At 68.0% G+C, this 18,141-nt stretch carries 16 protein-coding genes and 1 tRNA gene; 9 read left to right on the top strand and 8 right to left on the bottom strand.

Features of this window, described 5'->3' with window-relative positions; translation table 11 throughout:
* The first annotated feature begins 120 nt into the window (after nt 1-120).
* The 3 genes from AC1RM6_RS09500 (at nt 121) to AC1RM6_RS09510 (ending at nt 3,532) form a co-directional block, all read left to right on the top strand.
* Complete coding sequence (locus AC1RM6_RS09500) at nt 121-1,935, top strand: sensor histidine kinase (protein WP_493100615.1); 1,815 nt, start codon at nt 121-123, stop codon at nt 1,933-1,935.
* A gap of 72 nt (nt 1,936-2,007) precedes the next feature.
* Nucleotides 2,008-2,083, top strand: a tRNA-Ile gene (locus AC1RM6_RS09505).
* A 150-nt stretch (nt 2,084-2,233) separates the two neighbouring features.
* A complete protein-coding gene (locus tag AC1RM6_RS09510) occupies nt 2,234-3,532 on the top strand; it encodes a tyrosine-type recombinase/integrase (RefSeq protein ID WP_493100448.1) in 1,299 nt (432 codons plus the stop codon).
* Between the two features lie 25 nt (nt 3,533-3,557).
* On the opposite strand, the gene AC1RM6_RS09515 is transcribed toward AC1RM6_RS09510, so the two are convergent.
* Both AC1RM6_RS09515 and AC1RM6_RS09520 read right to left on the bottom strand, forming a co-directional pair.
* The gene (locus tag AC1RM6_RS09515; protein WP_493100450.1) at nt 3,558-3,761 is read right to left on the bottom strand and encodes a helix-turn-helix transcriptional regulator; all 204 of its coding nucleotides are present in this window, start codon (nt 3,759-3,761) and stop codon (nt 3,558-3,560) included.
* Between the two features lie 121 nt (nt 3,762-3,882).
* Nucleotides 3,883-4,461, bottom strand: coding sequence for a helix-turn-helix domain-containing protein (locus AC1RM6_RS09520; protein ID WP_493100452.1), 579 nt, complete (start codon nt 4,459-4,461; stop codon nt 3,883-3,885).
* A gap of 249 nt (nt 4,462-4,710) precedes the next feature.
* Between AC1RM6_RS09520 and AC1RM6_RS09525 the strand changes: the two genes are divergently transcribed.
* The 4 genes from AC1RM6_RS09525 (at nt 4,711) to AC1RM6_RS09540 (ending at nt 8,002) form a co-directional block, all read left to right on the top strand.
* Nucleotides 4,711-5,304, top strand: a complete 594-nt coding sequence (locus tag AC1RM6_RS09525; protein WP_493100454.1) for a GntR family transcriptional regulator — start codon at nt 4,711-4,713, stop codon at nt 5,302-5,304.
* A gap of 75 nt (nt 5,305-5,379) precedes the next feature.
* Nucleotides 5,380-5,502 (top strand): hypothetical protein, encoded by a 123-nt coding sequence (locus AC1RM6_RS09530; protein WP_493100456.1) that lies wholly within the window; start codon nt 5,380-5,382, stop codon nt 5,500-5,502.
* 45 nt (nt 5,503-5,547) lie between these two features.
* Nucleotides 5,548-6,207 (top strand): lasso peptide biosynthesis B2 protein, encoded by a 660-nt coding sequence (locus AC1RM6_RS09535; RefSeq protein ID WP_493100458.1) that lies wholly within the window; start codon nt 5,548-5,550, stop codon nt 6,205-6,207.
* Between the two features lie 22 nt (nt 6,208-6,229).
* Nucleotides 6,230-8,002 carry an asparagine synthase-related protein gene (locus AC1RM6_RS09540; RefSeq protein ID WP_493100460.1) on the top strand — a complete coding sequence of 591 codons (1,773 nt, stop codon included), beginning with the start codon at nt 6,230-6,232 and terminating at the stop codon, nt 8,000-8,002.
* Here AC1RM6_RS09540 and AC1RM6_RS09545 read toward each other — a convergent pair.
* The 4 genes from AC1RM6_RS09545 to AC1RM6_RS09560 form a co-directional block, all read right to left on the bottom strand.
* Nucleotides 7,958-10,342, bottom strand: a complete 2,385-nt coding sequence (locus tag AC1RM6_RS09545) for a S9 family peptidase (protein WP_493100462.1) — start codon at nt 10,340-10,342, stop codon at nt 7,958-7,960. The genes AC1RM6_RS09540 and AC1RM6_RS09545 overlap by 45 nt on opposite strands.
* Nucleotides 10,343-10,432: 90 nt before the next feature.
* Nucleotides 10,433-13,417 (bottom strand): TonB-dependent receptor, encoded by a 2,985-nt coding sequence (locus AC1RM6_RS09550; protein WP_493100464.1) that lies wholly within the window; start codon nt 13,415-13,417, stop codon nt 10,433-10,435.
* 205 nt (nt 13,418-13,622) lie between these two features.
* The gene (locus AC1RM6_RS09555; RefSeq protein ID WP_493100466.1) at nt 13,623-14,588 is read right to left on the bottom strand and encodes a FecR family protein; all 966 of its coding nucleotides are present in this window, start codon (nt 14,586-14,588) and stop codon (nt 13,623-13,625) included.
* A 12-nt stretch (nt 14,589-14,600) separates the two neighbouring features.
* Nucleotides 14,601-15,131 (bottom strand): RNA polymerase sigma factor, encoded by a 531-nt coding sequence (locus AC1RM6_RS09560; RefSeq protein WP_493100468.1) that lies wholly within the window; start codon nt 15,129-15,131, stop codon nt 14,601-14,603.
* Between the two features lie 641 nt (nt 15,132-15,772).
* On the opposite strand from AC1RM6_RS09560, the gene AC1RM6_RS09565 reads away from it, so the two are divergent.
* Together AC1RM6_RS09565 and AC1RM6_RS09570 are read left to right on the top strand one after the other, a co-directional pair.
* On the top strand, nt 15,773-16,006 hold the full coding sequence (locus tag AC1RM6_RS09565) for a transcriptional regulator domain-containing protein (protein ID WP_493100470.1): 234 nt from the start codon (nt 15,773-15,775) through the stop codon (nt 16,004-16,006).
* A 121-nt stretch (nt 16,007-16,127) separates the two neighbouring features.
* Nucleotides 16,128-16,583, top strand: a complete 456-nt coding sequence (locus AC1RM6_RS09570) for a DUF2285 domain-containing protein (RefSeq protein ID WP_493100472.1) — start codon at nt 16,128-16,130, stop codon at nt 16,581-16,583.
* A 283-nt stretch (nt 16,584-16,866) separates the two neighbouring features.
* Here the strand turns inward: AC1RM6_RS09570 and AC1RM6_RS09575 are convergent, their stop codons facing one another.
* Together AC1RM6_RS09575 and AC1RM6_RS09580 are read right to left on the bottom strand one after the other, a co-directional pair.
* Nucleotides 16,867-17,316 (bottom strand): VOC family protein, encoded by a 450-nt coding sequence (locus tag AC1RM6_RS09575; RefSeq protein WP_493100474.1) that lies wholly within the window; start codon nt 17,314-17,316, stop codon nt 16,867-16,869.
* A 56-nt stretch (nt 17,317-17,372) separates the two neighbouring features.
* On the bottom strand, nt 17,373-17,933 hold the full coding sequence (locus tag AC1RM6_RS09580; RefSeq protein ID WP_493100476.1) for an ester cyclase: 561 nt from the start codon (nt 17,931-17,933) through the stop codon (nt 17,373-17,375).
* Between the last annotated feature and the right edge of the window lie 208 nt (nt 17,934-18,141).

An 18,141-nucleotide genomic window follows, 5' to 3' on the forward strand; every position in this document is an offset into this window, starting at 1 on the left:
GGCGGCGGCTTGCGACGAGGGTTCGCGCCGGAATTGGGGCGGAGACCGGGTTTGCGGTTTGACGACATGCTTGCGACATTGCTTGCGCAGCCACTGCCGACGGCGGAGACGCGACATGTGATGTGGCGCCAGGTCGTCGACGTGCTCGCGCAGGGCCGTGGCCACCATGCCGACGATCCGCTGGCCGACGCACCGCGGACGACCGACGCCTATAATTTCCTGCGGTCGGTACGCCCCGAAATTCCGGTGGATCTGCGGCTGGCGGCGGGGCGAGGGCTGGCGGGCCGCCGGGTACCACCCGACCTGGTGCTGATGTTCGCCGAGGATCTGCCGCATATCGCGGCGCCGATGCTCGGTCACGCGATCCTGAGCGCGTCCGAATGGCTCGCGGTGCTGCCGCGCCTGTCGCCGACCGCACGGACGATGCTGCGCAACCGCCGCGATCTGGGCGACGCGGTCAACCAGGCACTTGAACATTTCGGATCGTCGGACCTGATGATTCAGGGACCGGAGCCGGTGGCGGAGGCGAAAATCGCGCCGCTGGCGGTCGATCTTCCGGCGCCCGAGGCGATCGCCCCGCCGGTCGAGGCGGTCATCGCCGAGATCGCGGCCGACGTGCCGGCCACGGGGCCCGTCGGCACCGATGCTGCCGAGTCCTTGCCGCCGGTGCCGCTTGCGGTCGTGGCCGCGCCGCCCGCTCCGCCGCCGGTCGAGGCCGCCAATGACCGGTCGGAAAGCCAGATTCGCGATCTCCTGTCGCGGATCGAGAATTTTCGGGCGCGCAAGCCGGCTCCGCTGGTGGCGCCGAGCGCGCCCGATATGCCCGAGCCGATCGACCACGCGACCATGGCCGACCATCCCGCCGAGTTCGTGACGATCGAATCCTTCCGTTTCGAAACCGGTGTCGACGGGGTGATCTGCTGGGTCCATGGCGCCCCGCGCGAACCGTTGATCGGCGAGACGATCGCGGTCGCCGCGCGTCAGACCGATCATGGTGTCGATGGCCATGCCGCCGGCGCCTATCGCAGCCGGACGCCGTTCCGCGACGCGCGCCTGACGATCGCGGGCGATGGCGCAGTCGCCGGCGAATGGCGGATTTCGGCGGTGCCCTTCTTCGATCCGCGCGACAGCCGGTTCGGGGGCTATCGTGGCACCGCGCGGCGGCCGCGCCCGGACGAAACCGCGAAGGCGGCCCCCAGCGAGCCTGCCCATGCCGGTGATCCGCTGCCGACCGAATCGCTGCGCCATCTCGCGCATGAACTGCGCACCCCGTTGAACGCCATCATCGGTTTTTCGGAGATGATCGACGCGCAGGTGCAGGGACCGGCCGCGGCCGCCTATCGCAGCCGCGCGCAGGACATATTGGAGCAGGGCCGCAAGCTGCTGAGCGCGGTCGAGGATCTCAACATGGTCGCCGCCGCCCGCGAGGCGCAGGGCGGCGCGAGCGGCGACGAGGTTCATGCCGCCGCGATCCTGATGCGACTGCACGGCGATTTCGAGGGCGTGGCGAAGGAACGGGCGAGCGGGCTCGCCTTTCGGATCGACCCCGACCTGCCACCGGTGGCGGCGGACGGTCCGACGGTCGAGCGAATGCTGTCGCGGCTGCTGGCGGCGACGATCGCGATGTCCGAACCGGGCGAACGGATCGCGGTCGATCTGCAGCGCGACCCGCGGCGCGGCGCGCGCATGCTGCTGTCGGTGGTGCGGCCGCAGGCGCTGGCCGGTCGCGACGAGAAGATGCTGCTCGATCCGGGCTATAATCCGGATGGCGCCTGGCCCGACGCGCCGGTGCTGGGACTGGGGTTCGCGCTGCGGCTGGTGCGCAACCTGGCGATCGCGTGCGGGGGCATGCTCGATATCGATTCGCAGCGTTTCTATCTGAGCCTTCCGCTCCGTCAGGCGGCGGTGGTCAGCGGCGGCAATCTCAATCTGTGAAAGGCGGCGCAGCGGCGTGGCCACCGTCTTGCCAGCCGCGCCTTCCCTCCGCTATCGCGCATTCGCTGGTTGGGGCCTGTAGCTCAATGGTTAGAGCTGGCCGCTCATAACGGCTAGGTTGCGGGTTCGAGTCCTGCCGGGCCCACCAGTTGCCCTTTTCATACCGTCCCAAAAGTGCTGAAGCCTTGTTTTTGCAGGGTTTTTTGCTATAATTCAGTCTCACTTGATCCCACTTTGTTCCACTGCATCCCAGCGATGTGGGGGTATCGGTGGGGGTATTTTGGAGGCTGGGGGTATCGTGTCTCTCACCGCAATTGCCGTCAGGAATGCCGCCGCTGGCGAGCGCGATTACAAGCTTCGCGATTCGCTCGGGCTGTATCTCCTCGTCACCACCACAGGCACGAAATCGTGGCGCTTCAAATATCGCTATGCCAGGAAAGAGAAGCTGCTCACCTTCGGCCTCCATCCTGAAGTGACGCTCGCGGCCGCTCGCGGCCTGCGCGATGACGCGCGTGCGATCCTGCGTGAGGGCAAGGATCCCACAGTCGAAGCCGAGAAGCTGCGCCGCAGCCTGATCGCGGCCTCCGAGACGACGTTCAAGAAGATCGCGGAAGCCTGGTTCGAAGACGGGCTTCCCGGTTGGTCGACCAGCCACGCCAAGCGGGTGAAATTCCGGCTCGAGAAGGATATCTATCCCGAGTTCGGCCGTCAGCCGATCGCCGAGATCGACGGCAAGATGATCCTCACGGCGTTGCGCAAGATCGAACGGCGCGGCTCGATCGAGACCGCCAAGCGGGTGCGTGGCTATGTCATGGCGATCTTCGAGCGTGCGATCGGCGAGTGTCTGCTGGATTCGGAGGTCAACCCGGCGGTCCGGATCGGCAAAAGCCTCAAAAAGACGCCACGCGGTTCCAAACAGCCGGCGCTCTCGACTGTCCCCGAACTGATCCAACTTCAGCGCGACGTGGATCGTTCTAGGTCGCATATCGTCACCAAGCTGGCATCGCGCCTCGTCGCGCTGACTGCCGTGCGGATTGGCGTCGTCCTGGGCGCCACCTGGGACGAGTTTGAAGGGATTGATTGGGACGATCCGCATGAGCCCGCACCTGATGCGATATGGCGAATATCCGCGCAGCGGATGAAGTTGGATGTGGAGGACAAGGGCAACGAGGCTTTCGGCCATGACGTGCCGTTGTCGCCGCAGGCTGTGGCCGTGCTGAGGGCGCTCCGCGTGGTCTCCGGGTTCCGGTCATTGCTTTTTCCCGGGCTCAAGAAGTGGGAGGTCCCGCTGAGCGATTCCGCCGTCAGCAGCATGTACAAGCGCATGCGCGGTGGCGCCTATAAAGGGCGCATGGTGCCGCATGGCTGGAGGGCGAGCTTCTCCACGATCCTGAACGAGCGGGCCGCCGAGCTCGAGCGGGACGGCGACCGCCTGATCATCGACATGGTGCTCGCGCACGTGCCGCAAGGCATGTCGGCGTCCGAATGGGCGTATAATCGGGCCCGCTATTTCAAGCCGCGCCGGAAGCTGCTGGCTGTGTGGGCGGACATGATCGCTTGCGGCCTACCAGAACCAATGACGTTGTTGGCAGCCTGACCCGCGCTCCAGCACTATTGTTGTTTCACTGCTTGTCGTTGGCCTGGTAGGCCAAAGGATCTCGCATCCATTCCGAGATCGCGGATTCACGCCACCCGGCGCAGCGCTCAGCTATCCTGACCTGGCGGGGGAAGGTGCCGGCCTCGACCTTTCGATACAACGTCGATCGGCTCAGGCCGGTCCGCGCGAGCACTGCCTTCAGGCGAAGTATCTGGTCTCGATGATCCATGGCTTTTCCACCATCGCGGTCGTCATGGATCGTCTAGTCGACCCGTCTGGCGATGTACGCAAGGCGGCCCGGGCGGAAGCGCCGCGAGAAGCCCTGAGGTGCTCCCGATAGACGCGGCCCATCATTTATCCTTGAGGCGCCCCCGCCCGAAGGTCGCGCCATCGACCTTGGTAGTCTTCTCCTCAAGCCACCGTTCCGCGAACTGGTCGCGCCGCCGGACAAAATCGACGAGTTCCTTGCTGAGTTTATCCACCGCGCCGATCAGCGCGCGGACATTGAGATATTCCATGTCGCTCGACAGCTCTTCCTCAAGTTGGTTCAGCATCATGATCAGGATGGTCATCAGCTTGTTGTCGGCCGTGCGAACCGCGAAGTCGGAAGAGCGAAGTGCGACCGTATTGAGGATCGCCACGGGGTCGGAGTCGGTGGCTTCGGCGAAGCGGCGGATTCGCGCATAGGTGATGCGGCCGGTACCGGCTTCGAAATGCTCGTAGGTCCGAATTGCCATGCCCATCGCCGCGGCAACCTCGGAAGGCTTCATCCGCCGTCGCTTGCGAATGTCGCGTATCGCCTTCGCCATAAGCGCGATATGCGCGCGCTCCTCCGCCTTATCGAGATCGTCTGCGTTCATCGGTCTGCCATCGACACACAATTCCAAACGACCGATTGCGGCCAGGCGGTCCTGTCCAGCATCGGTCACGGCCGGCGCCCCGGGCAACGACGGTGACCGTTGCAGAGGCGTTTCTTTTCGGGGGCCCACAATCGCGCGCGGCCGACGCAGCGGCCTGGGGCTCGGCCCGACAAAATTCGCCGAAATCCGGCAAATCTTGGAAAGGAGGCGACAATTTTTCGCGGATGTCGAGCCCGATTGAATCCGGAATGACGGATTTGCGGATTTTACGGCACGGCAGCCTAGCCTCGATCGCACCGGGTCGATGGAGGTTCAGCGATGCCACGAAAGGCCGATGCGCGCGATTTCGTGCTGCGTGATTTGCTGTCGGGCGCGCTGCGTGCTGGGCAGCCGGTATCGGTCGTCGAGCTGGCGCGCCGCTGCCGTCTCAGCGCGATTCCGGTCCGCGAGGCGCTCGCCCAGCTGGTCGGCGAGGGGGTTTTGACCGAGCGCTCGCGCGCTGGCTTCTTCGTACCCGTGCTTCATGCCCATGAGCTCGTCCAGGTTTATCGGATGCGGCTGCTGCTCGTCCGCGGCGCTGGGGAGGTCCTGCAGCGCACGGCCACCGACGGGCGCCGAGACCGGCTGGCGGACCATGGAACTGTCGATGACCTGCTGTCGGCCCTGGTCGTGCTGGTTGAGGATCGCATGCTCGCTGAAGCCTGGGGCCGCACCGAGCACCTGCTGCTGCCCTATCGCCGCGCCGAACCTCCGCCTGACGTTGACGAGCATCAGATCGGCGACGAGTTTTGCAGCGCGTTCGCGGGGCGAGAGGGGCGGCGGCTCCTCACTCTGGCCACCCGCCACATTCGCCGCCGGATCGAGGCGGCTGCGGCGACCATCAAGATCGCGCTCACCCCGGATATATCCTGAATATATGTTGAGTATATCCTGCCCTGGCCGAACCTTCGACGGGCTGCATAGGGCAGCGATCGAAGGAGACGAATGATGACCAAGCGCGAGAAGGTCGTTGTGGCCCGGTCGGGGTCGGTGCGGACCGATACCCGGGCCAACATCCTGCCGGGCAATCCCGAGTTCGACGGGTCGCCGATGAACCGGCAGGTCGGCTGATCCGGGGAGCGGCGGCTCCGGCCGCCGCTCGTCGCGCGCCGCGCCATGTCCGCGCTCAAACTCGCAGGCGACGTCCATCTCGCCTTTGTCGATGGCGATGCTGTCTTCCTCGATGCGCGTCGCGATGATTATATCTGCGTCCCACGGCGCTTCGGAGCCGATCTGCATGCTGCTCTCGAGAGCGAGCGGAATGCCGACGACGTCGAACCTCTCGCCGGTCTGATCGAAGCGGGGCTGCTTGCCACCGGCGCACCGGGTGAGCCCGGCTGGGCGGGCGCGCCATCCGATCGCGCGGATGATGATCTTGGTGTCGGCGCGGCGCCTCGGGCCGACTGGCGTGCTCTCGGCGCGCTCGGCAGAGCGGCGGCGCAGACACGAATCGACCTGCGCCGGCGGACGCCTTCGCAATGGCTCGACCGCCAGGCAAGGCGCAATCGCCAAGCGGAAACCTGCTCTCACGACGCCGTCGTCGATCGCGCGCGCCAGCTCGCACGGCTCAGGCCGCTGGTTCCGCGCTCGGGACGCTGTCTCGTGCGGTCGCTGTTGCTGCTCAACTATCTGAGCCGGTGGCGACTCGCGGCGACGTGGGTGTTCGCGGTCCGGACCCACCCGTTCGAAGCGCATTGCTGGGTCGAGCATGACGGAGTGATCCTTGATGACACGCTCGAGCATTGCCGCTGGTTCACCCCCATCGTCAGGGTCTGACGACACGCAAGAACTCGAATATGTGGTGGTGGTCCGTTGCCGCCCCGACGACCGGGCGGGTGCGGCTATACGAAGGCTGGGCGACGCCATCGATCGCCGCGGTGCCGCCGTCGGTCTGGTTCGTGCGGCGGTCGGTGGCGACGGCCTGCTCGTCTGGCACCGCACGGGCCGAACCGAGTGTCTCGCTTCGCCGCTCGGCGATCTCGTCATGGTCGGAAGCCTGTTCGACGGCGCCGGCGAGCGGTTCGAGCCCGCGCGGCTCGCCGGTCTGGCGCCTTCGCGCGAACCGGCGGCCAAGGCGCGCGGGCTCGTCGCGGCCGGCTGGGGCCGCTACCTCGCCTTGTTCGCGGACGGGCGCGGCTTCCGGCAGATTCTGCGCGACCCGAGCGGCGCGCTCGGTGCGCACCTCATCGAGCATGACGGGGTCGCGCTGGTGGCGCCGCTGCTGCCGCGCTGGCTGATTGCGGCCATCGGCGCGGACCTCGCTGTCGACGATAAGGCGCTCGCGCATCTGATCGCCGATCCGCTCGTCGCGACCCACCGCTCGCTGCTGGAAGGCGTCTCGTTGCTCGAGCCCGGCATGCTGGTCGGGATCGGCGATGCGCCGGTGCCGCCGGTCCGCTGCTGGGATCCGGTCGCGATCGCCGCGCAGACCGGCGCCGAGGCGGCCGCTCCGGCGCTGATTCGGCATGCAGTCACCGCAGCCTGCACCGGATTGGCGTCCGGGCAGGCGCAGATCCTGCTCCAGCTCTCGGGCGGGCTCGATTCCGCGATCGTCCTCGGCCTCATCGCCGACGTCCTTCCGGCCGAGCGAATCGCTGCGATCAATCTCGCCACCCCCTATCGGGAGGGCGACGAGGCCGCGCTCGCCCGCGCCGCCGCCGAGCGTGTCGGGGTCGCGCTCGAGGAGCGGCTCGCCCGGCCGGAGGCGATGGACCTGACGGGCTTCCCGGCGATGGCGACCCCGATCGCGCCGCGGCTCTACGGGCTCGACACCCATCAGGAGGGGATGGTCGGGGCCGCTGCCGAGGCGGTCGGCGCGAGAGCGATCCTGACCGGCCAGGGCGGCGATTCGGTGTTCTTTCAGATGGCCTATCCGGAGATAGCGGTCGATGCCGCGCGGGAACGCCGTGGATCGGCATCGGCCGGGACCATGGCGTGGATCGCCGCCGAGCGGGCCGGTTGCTCGATCTGGCGAATCTGGGCGATGATTCTTGCCGATCGGTTCGGCCGGCGGGCACGCCGCCCACCCGATATCTACGACCGCCGGTTGATGGCGGACGAGGTCGCGGCCGGCCTCGACCCGGCCTATTTCATCCACCCATGGCTGCGCACCGCCGAGCGGCTGCCGCCAGCCAAACGGCTCCAGCTCGAGGCGATCGCCAACTCGCAGCTCTTCTTCCTGCCGACGGTCCGTGGCCGGGTCGCCCCCGTGCTGCACCCGCTGCTCGCCCAGCCCGTGCTCGAGGCCTGCTTGGCGATCCCGGTGCCGGTGCTCGCGCCCGACCGCCGCGACCGCGGCCTTGCGCGTGACGTGTTCCGGCCCTGGCTGCCGCCCGCGATCGCCGATCGCACCGGCAAGGGCGAGACCGCGCGTTACTATAATCGTGCGGTGGTCGCGAACCTGCCCTTCCTGCGCGACTGGTTGCTCGGCGGTGCGCTGGTCGCGCGCGGGCTGCTCGATCCCCGCGCGCTCGAAGCCGTCCTCGACGAGGATCATCTGATGCAGGCCGACCAGGCGCGTGCGCCTTTATTCTACGCGAGCGTCGAGGCGTGGCTCAGGCAATGGACCTGATCGCATCCGCCGGTCGAGCCAGGCCAGCAGCCTCGTCCACATGTCGGTGATATTGGCTGGCGAGGCGAGCATATGCGCCTCGCCGGCATAGCGTAGCAGCTCGACATCCTTGCCGGCGCGGTAGAGCGCCGCGAACATCCGCTCCGACTGCTCGATCGGGATCACGTCGAGGTCGCCGTGGATCAGCAGCAGCGGGGTGTCGATCGCGTCGAGCCGCATCAGCGGGCTGTTGCGCGCATAGCGCGCGGGATCGTGCCACGGCGGCCCACCCATCCGGCCTTGGCCGGCCTCGGCCCAGCCCTGGGTGGACAGGAACAGGTGCGCGGCATCGCGACCGGCGCGCGGATCGAGCGCGCCGTGGAGAGCCGAGAGATCGCCGGGGGCCGCCGAGGCGATGATCGCGGCGAAGCGGCGAGGCCCCGTCGCCGCGGCCAGCGCGGCATAACCGCCATAGCTGTGGCCCCACAGGGCGATGCGATGCGGATCGACCCGGCCGGTCGCGACCGCCGCGTCGGTGGCCGCGCCGATCGCGGCAATGATCGCCGCCATAGGCTCGCGCGCGTCGGCGGCCAGCGGCAGGCTCGGCAGCAGGACCGCATAGCCATGCGTCGCGAGCAGCTGGGCGTTGACCTCGGCCTGGACCCGGCCGAGCCCGGTCGGTGGCGGCGTGTCGGTGGTATAGCTCTGGCCGGGATAGGGGAGGACCACCAGCGGCGGCCGCGCCGATCCCTGGCGCTCGGGCAGCAGCAGCCAGTGCGTGACCAGAGTGCCGTCGGGCGCCCGGGCGGCGAGCGCGATCGCCGGGGCCGGGCGAACCTCGGCCAACGCGCGGTTGATCCGATCGACTATTCGATGACGGCCATCGGCGCGCTCGACGATGAGGCTGGCCGTGCCCGACGGCGCCGTTTCCAGGGTCACCGCGGTCCGGGTCGCGGCGGCAAAGGCGAGCAGGCGGGCCCCGGGTGCGAGCGCCACCGTCGGCGGATCGATTCGGTTGAGTGCGTCCGCCCGCGGGCCGGACCGCGATATCACCGGGACGGGCAGTGCGTAGGGCGGTGAATTGATAAGCCCGCGGGTCCCGAAATGATAGGGATCGAGCGTGTCGGGGCCGATCGCGGCGACATCGTCGGCGAGCCACCGGCGTCGGCCGGCGAGGTCGACGCGCCACAGCCTGTCGCCGTCGCGCAGGTCGATCGCATCCAGCTTCGTCGCCACGAGGTCGGCCGGTGCCGCGGCGAAGGCGGCGGTCAGCCGGCGCGGCGGCCGCCCCGGCGCTAGCGCATACCAGTCGTCGCGACCGTTCGCGTGGCCGAGCATCACCGGGGTCGCACCGGCCCAACTCGCCTTTACTATCAACGGCCCCTGCGCTTCGTCGAGCGTGGGGGCCGGGCCGCGCGCGGTAAGCGACTGGGCGCGGCGATTGTCGGCGTCGATCGCGAGCAATGTGCCGTCGTGCCAACGCATCTGGGCACGGGCGCGTGCGAAGATCAGCAGCCGCGCACCGGCGGGCGACCAGCGCAGCAGGTTCGGGGCGACATCGCAGGACCGGCACGGCTCCCAGCTGCCGCCGTTTCTGAGGTCGACGATGATCAGCCGGCGTCGGCGGGGCTGGACCGCGAGCCCGACCGGACCCGACGGCGGCGGCTGCAACTCGGCCGTCAGCACCACGGCGACGAAGCGATGGTCGGCCGACAGCGCGACGTCGGCGATCGCGCCGGCCAGCAGCGGACGGGGGGTGCCGCCGGCGCTGTCGACCAGCACCAGCGTGCGTTCGGTCTGGCCGTCATCGCCGTCCGGTCGGCTGGCGAGCCGGTCGACGCTGGCGACCCGGCCGCCGGTCTGGTCGGCCCACCCCTCGGTCCGGCGCTGCTCGGTGGCGATATTGTGATCGAGCAGCAGCGGCAACCGCCCGGCGGGCAGGGTGACGTAGAGCAGATGGCGGTCGTCGATCCACAGCGGTCCCGGCGCCGAGAAGGGCAGGTCGGGGTTGATGCCGAGCCAGTGCGGCGTTCCGGTGGTCATGTCGACGATGCCCGCGACGAGCCGGCGGGCGCGCAACGCCATCACGCTCAGAAAGCGGCCCGAGGGCGAGACGCCCTCGGCCCAATAGCCGGCCGCCGGATCCTGCTCGAACAGCGGCGCTGCGGGGGCGCCGCCGGCCAGATCGATCCGGATCAGCTTGGACAGCTGGCGGTCGGTGAAGGGGCCGAGCCCATAGTCGCCGGCGCCGTCGTAGCGCCGGCGCCGCTCCACCACCGCCCAGCGGCCGGCGGGGTCGGTCCAGACATGGCCATAGCTTTCGCTGCCGAGCATCAGCGCGACGCTGTATGGGGCAGGCATCGCCCCGGCCGTCGCTATGGCAAGGGTGGCCATGGCGACGGCGGCGCGCAGGCGGCGCCAGCTATGGATCCGGACCGGCCGCACTGCGGTCTACCAGCGCTTGGTCACCTGCAGTGCGGCGAAGCGCCCGAGCGGATCGGCATTGGCGGGGTCGTAGCCGATCCCATAGGCGCTGTTGACGAAGGGTGGGTCGGTGGCGAGCAAATTGGTGACGCTGAGCGACAGCGTCAGCCCGTCCGCCCATCCCGATCCTTGCGGGGTGTAGCGCAGCTGCGCATCGAGCGTCGTCCAGGCCGCGACATGGTGGGCGGGGACGCTGATATCGTCCTTGTAGCCATGGACATAGTTCGCGGTCAGCGTCGCTCCGAACACCTTGCCGTCCCAGCTGAGACTCGAGCGCGCGCGCAGGTCGCTCGGATTGCCGACCGTCGCCACCCGTTCGCGCAACGGTGCGGTCGGGGTCACCTGGGTCTTGTAGTCGAGCAGCCACGAGGCATTGGCGCTGAGTGTGGCCTTGCCCGAACCGAGATCGAAACTGCCGGTCGCGAGCAGGTCGATGCCCTGGACCAATGTCTTGGCGGTGTTGACGTAGCGACCGTCGACGATCGCGCGCAGCGTCGTCACCGGCTGGAGCAGCGACACCGCGGCGCCGGGCGTCGCCAGCAGCGCCTGGAGCGAGGCGAGGTCGGCGGGATTGTTGACCGGGTCGACCAGCGTCACGAAAGGCGAATAGGTCGGATCGGTCAGCGTCCGGGTAAAGTCCTCATAGGCCGGCCTGCCGATGCGGTCGCGAAAGCTGGTCCGGAACCAGGTCGCCTCGAGACGGACCGGCAGCGCTGGCGGTGACCATGTGATCCCGGCGCTCCACGAGCGCGCCTTTTCGGGCGCCAGGCCGGGATTGCCGCCGCTCAGGGTCAGCACCGGGGTGCGGCCGCCGGTGGCGTTGACGAACTGGCTGGTGCTCGCCCGCAGCGGGTCGGTGACCTCCTTGATCGCGGGCGCACGGAACGAGGTCCCCCAGCTGGCGCGCAGCGCGAGCCCTTCGACCGGCGACCACAGCGCCCCGAGCTTGGGGTTCGTGGTGTTGCCGAAGTCGCTATAATGCTCGCGGCGCACCGCCGCGGTCAGCTGGAGCTGGCGCAGGCCGGGGCGGGCATTGCCGTCGCCGAACAGCGGCAGCGACACTTCGGCGAACGCGGCGGTCACCGTGCGACCCTCGTCGGTCGGGATCAGCGGCAAGGGCACGGTGCCGTCGTAGAAGGTCTCGCCGGCTCGTTCGAAATGCTCATGGCGGACATTGGCGCCGACCGCGAGCCGCAGCCGCCCGCCGGGCAGTTCGGCAAGGCTGCCGTCGATCTTGAGTCCGGCGTCGTCGAGACGGCTGCGGTCGCGTTCCTGGGTGTAGCCCGCGCCGATGAAGTCGAGCATCGCCGCACTGTTCGAGCCGCCGCTGCCATAGGGATTGAAGAAGCCGTCGCGCGCAGTGCTGAACGCGGTCGCCGGGTCGTCGGGCAAAGCCCCCGCCGCCTCGTAGAGATAGGATGTGTTGGCGAAATGGTCGGTGTGCAGGTTGGTCGTCTCCGAAGCCCGCGACAGCGACAGGTCGGCGTTCCAGTCGCCCCCGACCCGCAGCGTTCCGCCGGTGGCCGCGCTCCATGTCTCGACCGTGCCGATATTGCGCACCGGTCCCAGTTCACGCCCGAGGCTGTAGCCGATCAGGTCGGAGGCCGCGCCGGTCGGGCTGACGAAATAGGGGTTGGCGCGCGAGACCGGGATGATCGTCACCGCCGCCGGGCTGTCGAGCGCGAAGCTGCGATGGGCGTAGCGCCCCTCGGCGAACAGCGTCAGCGCCGAGCCCGCCTCCTGTTCGGCATAGGCATAGACATTGTGCCGGGTCTGGCGCGGCAGGATGTCGGTGCCTTCGCGCTGGTTGGTGTAATTGGCGCCGGGAGTGAACGAGGCGCGCGTCAGCCGGGTGCCGTCCTGGCCATCCGGGATCGCGAAGGCCGGGACATAGGTGGCGAGCGCCGGATCGAAGCGCAGCACCGTGCCCGGCATCGAGAAGGTCGTGCGATAGTCGCTCCCGCCCAGGCCGCGCAGGTCCGAGGTCGCGGTGTAGCGGCGGTCGGCGCTGCGCAGCCGCGACCGGCGCGCAAATTCATAGGAGGCCAGGATATGGCCGGTCGCCCAATGGGTGCCGGCGAGCTGGCCGAGCTGGATGTCGCGCGATGAGCCGCGGGTGACGCTGCCGAGGCGCGCGCGGGTCTCGGCCCCGTCGAAGTCCTTTTTGAGGATCATGTTGACGACCCCGCCGACCGCGTCGGACCCGTAGATCGCCGAGGCGCCATCGGTCAGCACCTCGATCCGCGCGATCGCGCCGAGCGGCACCGACGACAGGTCGGTGAAGTCGCCCTTGCCGCCCGAGCCCGCCGCGCGCCGGCCGTTGATCAGCGCGAGCGTCGCGTCCGACCCGAGCCCGCGCAGATTGACCCCCGAACCGAAGCCGGTGTTCTGGATCGTCCGGTCGGTCGCGGTGGCGAGACTGTCCTCGGTGGCGGTCCCGCCGAAATTCTGCGGCAGCGCCGCGACCGCCTCGGCGACGCTGCCGAACCCGCCGCGGTCGATCGCATCGCGGTCGAGCGTCATCACCGGCGAGATCGCCGTCTGGCCGCGGATATTGCTGCCGGTGACGATGATCGTCGCGCTGTCGTCGGCAGCCCTGTCGGGCAGTGGCGTCGCGTCCGCCGATGGGCGAGGGGCCTTGGCCGGTCGCGGCGTCGGCCGGGCTGCCGGCTTGGACGCGATCGGCGCGGCTGCGCGTTCGGCGAGCACGACCATGTGGCTGTCGGCGCGGACCACCGCGATCGGCGTGCCCCGCAACAGCGCATGGAGCGCCTCGTCGGGGTCCAGCCGTCCCGACAGCGCCGGTGAGCGGCGGCCCGCTACCAGCGCGCTCGGATAGAACATCTGGCGCCCGGTCTGTCTGGCATAATTGTGGAGCGCCTCGTCGAGCGGAGCCGCTGGCAGATGCAGCTCGAGCGGTGTCGCCGCCGTCGCCGGCATCGGCGTGAGCATCGTCGCCGCCATGAGCGCGATGATTTTCGTTGTTGTCCCTGATCCCTTGGCCTGTCGCATGATCGTCGTCGGTCCCCCCGTCTAGAATCCGGGGACGGGCGGTCGGCAATCGCCGCCAGCCCCGGTTGACAGGAAACGGGGCAGGGTGGGGCTGCCCCTGTTGGGGCTCGAAATATTTCTGCCGTCGCCTGTGGGGCGTGGTGCGTCAGCGCGGGGCGAGGAGGATCGCGCCATCGTCGGCGCGGGTCGCGGCGAGGGGGAACACGGCGGTGACCGCCTGGAGGAAGCTGTCGATATCACCGGTTTCGAAGATGCCGGTGACCGGGACCGTGGCAAGCCCCGGGGCGACGAACCGGACCTGGCGGCGGCTGTAGCGGTTCACCTCGGCGACCGCGGCGGCGAGCGGGGTGTCGCGAAAGTCGATCTTGCCCGATCGCCAGCTGAACGCGGTCTCGAGCGGTGCCGGCATGGTCGGGCCGGCGACGCCGTCGCGGACATCGAGCTGATGGCCGGCGTCGAGCCGGCGGGCCGTGCGATCGGCGTCGGACGTGACGTTGAGCGCCCCCTCGGCGAGGATGATCCGGTCGATGTCGCCGATCCGCCGCACCGAGAAGCCGGTGCCGAGCGCGGTGGCGATCGCGGTGCCGGCCTCGACCGAGAAGGGTCGGGCGCGGTCGTGCGCGACCTCGAACCAGGCTTCGCCGCGTTCGAGCCGAATGCGGCGGGCGTCGGCCGCCAGCCGCACCGCCACCGCGCTGTCGGTGTTGAGCTCGATCCGGCTGCCGTCGTCGAGCGTCAGGCTGCGCCGCTCGCCGACCCCGGTCTCGTAGCGCAGCGGCCAGAACGCCCAGCCGAGTCCGGCCATCGCGGCGGTCGCGGCGCCACCCGCCAGCAGCGATCGGCGCGAGGTCATCCAGTTCGGAAGCAACCGGCGCCGCGGGCGTTTGCCGAGCACATCGCGCACCGCGAAGGCGATGTCGCGATCGGCATAAAGGTCGCCCGATCGCTCCCACAGATATTCGATCCGCGCGAACGCCTCGCCATGCGCCGGCACCCGTCGCCACGCGTAGAATTCCTCGAGCAGTTCGGTCGACACGGTCGTGCCGTTGAGGCGGCTGAGCCATTCGGCGGCGGCGCGCTCGGCTTCTTCATCGGGGGGCTGGTCGACCATGGTGCGTCCGCCTCAATAGCGCAGCTGCGCCGCGCAATGCTCGAGGGCCTTGGCCAGGCGCCACTCGACCGCCTTGACCGTGATCCCGAGATGCGTGGCGATCTGTTCGTAGGTCATCGCAGTGTATCGTGAGAGGATGAAGGCATCGCGATAGGGTTCGGGGATGCCGAGCACAATCTGCTTGAGCAGAAGCTGCTCGGCCTGATCCGGCTCGACCGGCAGCAGATCGCCCGGCGCGAAGCCGTCGCCATGGGGTGCCTGGTAGCGATGCTCCGCCCGCCGACGCGCGTCGCGCACCAGATTGCGGGCGATCGTGAGCAGCAGCAGCCGGGGCTGGCCGTCGCGGGTGCCGTCGGCATAGCGCGCCATCCGGATATAGGTTTCCTGGACGAGATCCTCGGCCTCGTCGGGCCGGGCGCCGAAGCGGAATCGGAGCATGCGGCCAAGCCAGCCGGCATGCGCGCGATAATGGCCTTCGAGCCTGCGGCGGACCAGCACATCGCCATCGTCGCCTTCCCGCTTCCCGTCCTTCTCCGTCGCCATGATGCGCCTCCGCCGAAATGGGAGGGGCGGGCATCTGCGCGGAACCTTGTCATCATCGAGCGGCCCGGGCCGCAGGCGCGACCGGGCATGTCCCGACGGTCGCATGTTTCCATGCGGCCATCCGACGTCCTGCACAGGGGTTTCCACGCCCCTGCCGCCGACCGGCGTCGACAGCGGGGTGAGTCTGGCGCAGGGGCGATTCCGGAGCAAGAGGGGTCGGGCGTTGGAACCTCTGTGCAAGGCCCGTTGCTTCGGAGGCGAAGCGCTGCCGACGCGGTTGCGACCGCGTCCCCTGGCTCCAGCTACGCCCCTATCTCACGGCGCCCGACGGTCCGAGCCTTAGGCAATGGCGGTGATCCGGGCAAATCGGTTGCGCCACCGGTGGTGGTGAGGTTCAGCGTCGTAGTGGAGCAGCGTCGGGTGTCGTGTGACCGACTCGGGTCATCGGGCAGGGTGCTGCGAAAAGCCCGCCGGAAGTTGCGCAATTTCCGCCAAATTCTGCCGAAAGCCCGCCAGTCCTAGTGTTCGACTCGGGATGTGGTTGGCAACAGGAACCGGAGTCGCGTGAAAATCGAGGCTTTTCAATGACAAGGCGCGACGTGGCTGATCGATTGGACTGGGGGCGACAGAAAGGAACTGCGATGCCCAAATCCGAACCCTCCTGCGACTGGCAAGATACCAGCCGTTATCGCCACATCACGGAGCTCGACCGTGCGGGTATCGCTTGGGAGTTCGTGCGGCGTGATCCCGCTTACCGCGCCGCGGTTCTGCGGGTCGGCACGGTCTCCGAGCGTACCGAGGGGAGCATCCGTATCCTCTCTGACGGTTTCCCCACGATCGCGCCCTGGGGGTTGTCTTTTCGCCGAGAACCCTGATTGCCCGGCGGGCGAGGCGCGGCTGTTCTGGACGGACGCCGCGGATGCGCATGTTGTTAGGATCGTTGCGCGGAATTCTGGCAGCGTCCCGGGCCAGGCTATCGACTTTGCCACGTTGGGAATGCCGCTGTTCGTTCAACGGGACGGTGGAGGTGCCGAGCGCACGCTGTTGCGCTTCGGCGGAGTCCACGTAAGGGTCGATGTTGTTGATGGGACAATTCTTGCCGGGCCTATCGTGCCTCTCGCGTTAATCCCGTGCTTCACCGCGCTCCGTCCGCAGATATTGACCCTGCGGCGCCTTGAATGTTTGGCCCACCGGCGCCGGCTTCCTGTCGGGCTGCGTCCGCGCGAGCAAAGAGCCGAACGCTGGGCGCAAATGCTTCAGGCATTCGACGGAGCGGCGGCGGGCGTGAGCCTGCGTGAGCTGGCGACCGTGCTGTACGGTGGAGCCATGGTGGCTATGGAGTGGCGTGGCGCGTCGGACCATTTGCGGCTTAAGATTCAACGGCTCGTGCGCGAAGGGCGGCGAATGGTGGCGGGCGGCTATCGCGCGCTGCTTGCAACGGATTCTGCGTAACACGCTGATGATGGCAGGTTTTGGGACTTTTCGGACATACACCGCTCATCGCGGGAATGACGGCTTCCAGCGAAACAACGGACATTCAATTTAAGTCATGCCTTAGGGGGCACCGACGGGTATACCGACTGCCCCTACCTGGGCGCGGCGATTGGCCCAATGACTCGATCCGAGAGTTGGGCGGAACCCTGATTGCCGTGGGCGCGGCGCGGCCGTCGCTGCGCCATCATCGCAACCCTAGCCGGTGCTAGCCACGAGCGGCGCCAGCCGAAAAATGCCGCCGTTATCTCTTCAACGAATCGTTGATCTCGATCCAATAGCCATCAGGATCCTGGACGAAAATCTGCTTCACACCGTCCGGACGAACCTGTGGCTCGTGGCGCCCCTGGATGTCCGACCAGACGATCTTCTTCGCATCAAGCGTCGCGATCGTCTCCGACATTGGGCCCCAGGCAAACGCCATATGATCCCATTTCGAGTTGGCAACGGGCGCGCCGCGTCCTTTGACGAGATGCAGCATCAGGCCATTGCCGGCGACCATCCATCTTGCGATCGGAAAAGGTGCCGGTGCCTCGCGAAAGCCAAACACATCCCGGTAGAACGCCACACTGCGATCGAGATCTGCGACGTAGATCGCGACGTGGTCCAAAGCTGCCGGCGCTCTGGCAGGCGCTTGTGCCGATGAGGCGCTATCCGAAAGTGACAGGAGCCCTGCGATAAATATTGCTGCCACGGACTGTGTCACATGTCGCAAGAGCATTGGCTCGACTCCGTTGGAATTTAGACTGACTAACTGGCTCGGCTGGGCAGCAGGCCGAGTTGCTGCATCATGTCGAGATCGTCGCGCGTCGCGTAATGCTCGACGATCAGCCCGTCTCGGAAGCGCCACCAATGGATGTGCTGGACGACGAAGCTCTTGTTCGTCGGCGCGACGCCTACGAGCATACCTCCTTCGACCGGAATCTTGCCCACACCTTTGTGAGTGCCCGATACCTTGTTGCGCGCGACGACCACCTCTCCCGTCGCTGTCATCTCCATCGCTTCGTGGCGGTAATCCGGGAACATGGTTCGCAGATCGGTGAGCACGCGCGTCAGACCCGGTTTGCCGACAGGTTTGCCGTGATTGCGCGTATCCGGCGCGAAGAAGGCGACGGCTGCCGGAATGTCTCCGCTGTTCATCGCCGCCATATAGCGACGCAGAGTCGCAACGTTGGCTTTGGCGAGCGGCGAGGGTTCAATCGTCTCGGGGGCACCGTCGGCGGCCGGGACGGGCACCTGCTGTGCTGCGGCGCGCCCCGCGAAAGGCGACACCGCCAGTAATCCCAAAAGCCAACGTCGTGTTAGAGCCATGATCGCCTCCGTATGAGAACGGCATCTTGCGACACCCTACGAGCGCACGCCACCTATTGCGGCTTGGTCACCCAAATTTGCGGCATGCAGCCGTCCGGCTGCTGGATTGCACGCGAAGGACGGGTCCCGGAGTGAGCGGATGTTCAAGCCTCGACCGAGAGATGGCTTGAACTGGTCGGTTAAAGCCTGCCTACCCAACGCGAACCGA

It is taken from the genome of Rhizorhabdus sp. GW822-FHT03C02 (assembly GCF_058801765.1).

Excerpts from the sequence above, each read along its gene's own strand:
- AC1RM6_RS09560 (WP_493100468.1), bottom strand. The coding sequence starts at position 15,131 with ATGGCGACGGAGAAGGACGGGAAGCGGGAAGGCGACGATGGCGATGTG.
- AC1RM6_RS09525 (WP_493100454.1), top strand. The coding sequence starts at position 4,711 with ATGCCACGAAAGGCCGATGCGCGCGATTTCGTGCTGCGTGATTTGCTG.
- AC1RM6_RS09580 (WP_493100476.1), bottom strand. The coding sequence starts at position 17,933 with ATGGCTCTAACACGACGTTGGCTTTTGGGATTACTGGCGGTGTCGCCT.
- AC1RM6_RS09565 (WP_493100470.1), top strand. The coding sequence starts at position 15,773 with ATGCCCAAATCCGAACCCTCCTGCGACTGGCAAGATACCAGCCGTTAT.
- AC1RM6_RS09515 (WP_493100450.1), bottom strand. The coding sequence starts at position 3,761 with ATGGATCATCGAGACCAGATACTTCGCCTGAAGGCAGTGCTCGCGCGG.
- AC1RM6_RS09535 (WP_493100458.1), top strand. The coding sequence starts at position 5,548 with ATGTCCGCGCTCAAACTCGCAGGCGACGTCCATCTCGCCTTTGTCGAT.
- AC1RM6_RS09530 (WP_493100456.1), top strand. The coding sequence starts at position 5,380 with ATGACCAAGCGCGAGAAGGTCGTTGTGGCCCGGTCGGGGTCGGTGCGG.
- AC1RM6_RS09570 (WP_493100472.1), top strand. The coding sequence starts at position 16,128 with ATGCCGCTGTTCGTTCAACGGGACGGTGGAGGTGCCGAGCGCACGCTG.
- AC1RM6_RS09555 (WP_493100466.1), bottom strand. The coding sequence starts at position 14,588 with ATGGTCGACCAGCCCCCCGATGAAGAAGCCGAGCGCGCCGCCGCCGAA.
- AC1RM6_RS09545 (WP_493100462.1), bottom strand. The coding sequence starts at position 10,342 with ATGCCTGCCCCATACAGCGTCGCGCTGATGCTCGGCAGCGAAAGCTAT.
- AC1RM6_RS09550 (WP_493100464.1), bottom strand. The coding sequence starts at position 13,417 with ATGCTCACGCCGATGCCGGCGACGGCGGCGACACCGCTCGAGCTGCAT.
- AC1RM6_RS09500 (WP_493100615.1), top strand. The coding sequence starts at position 121 with ATGTGGCGCCAGGTCGTCGACGTGCTCGCGCAGGGCCGTGGCCACCAT.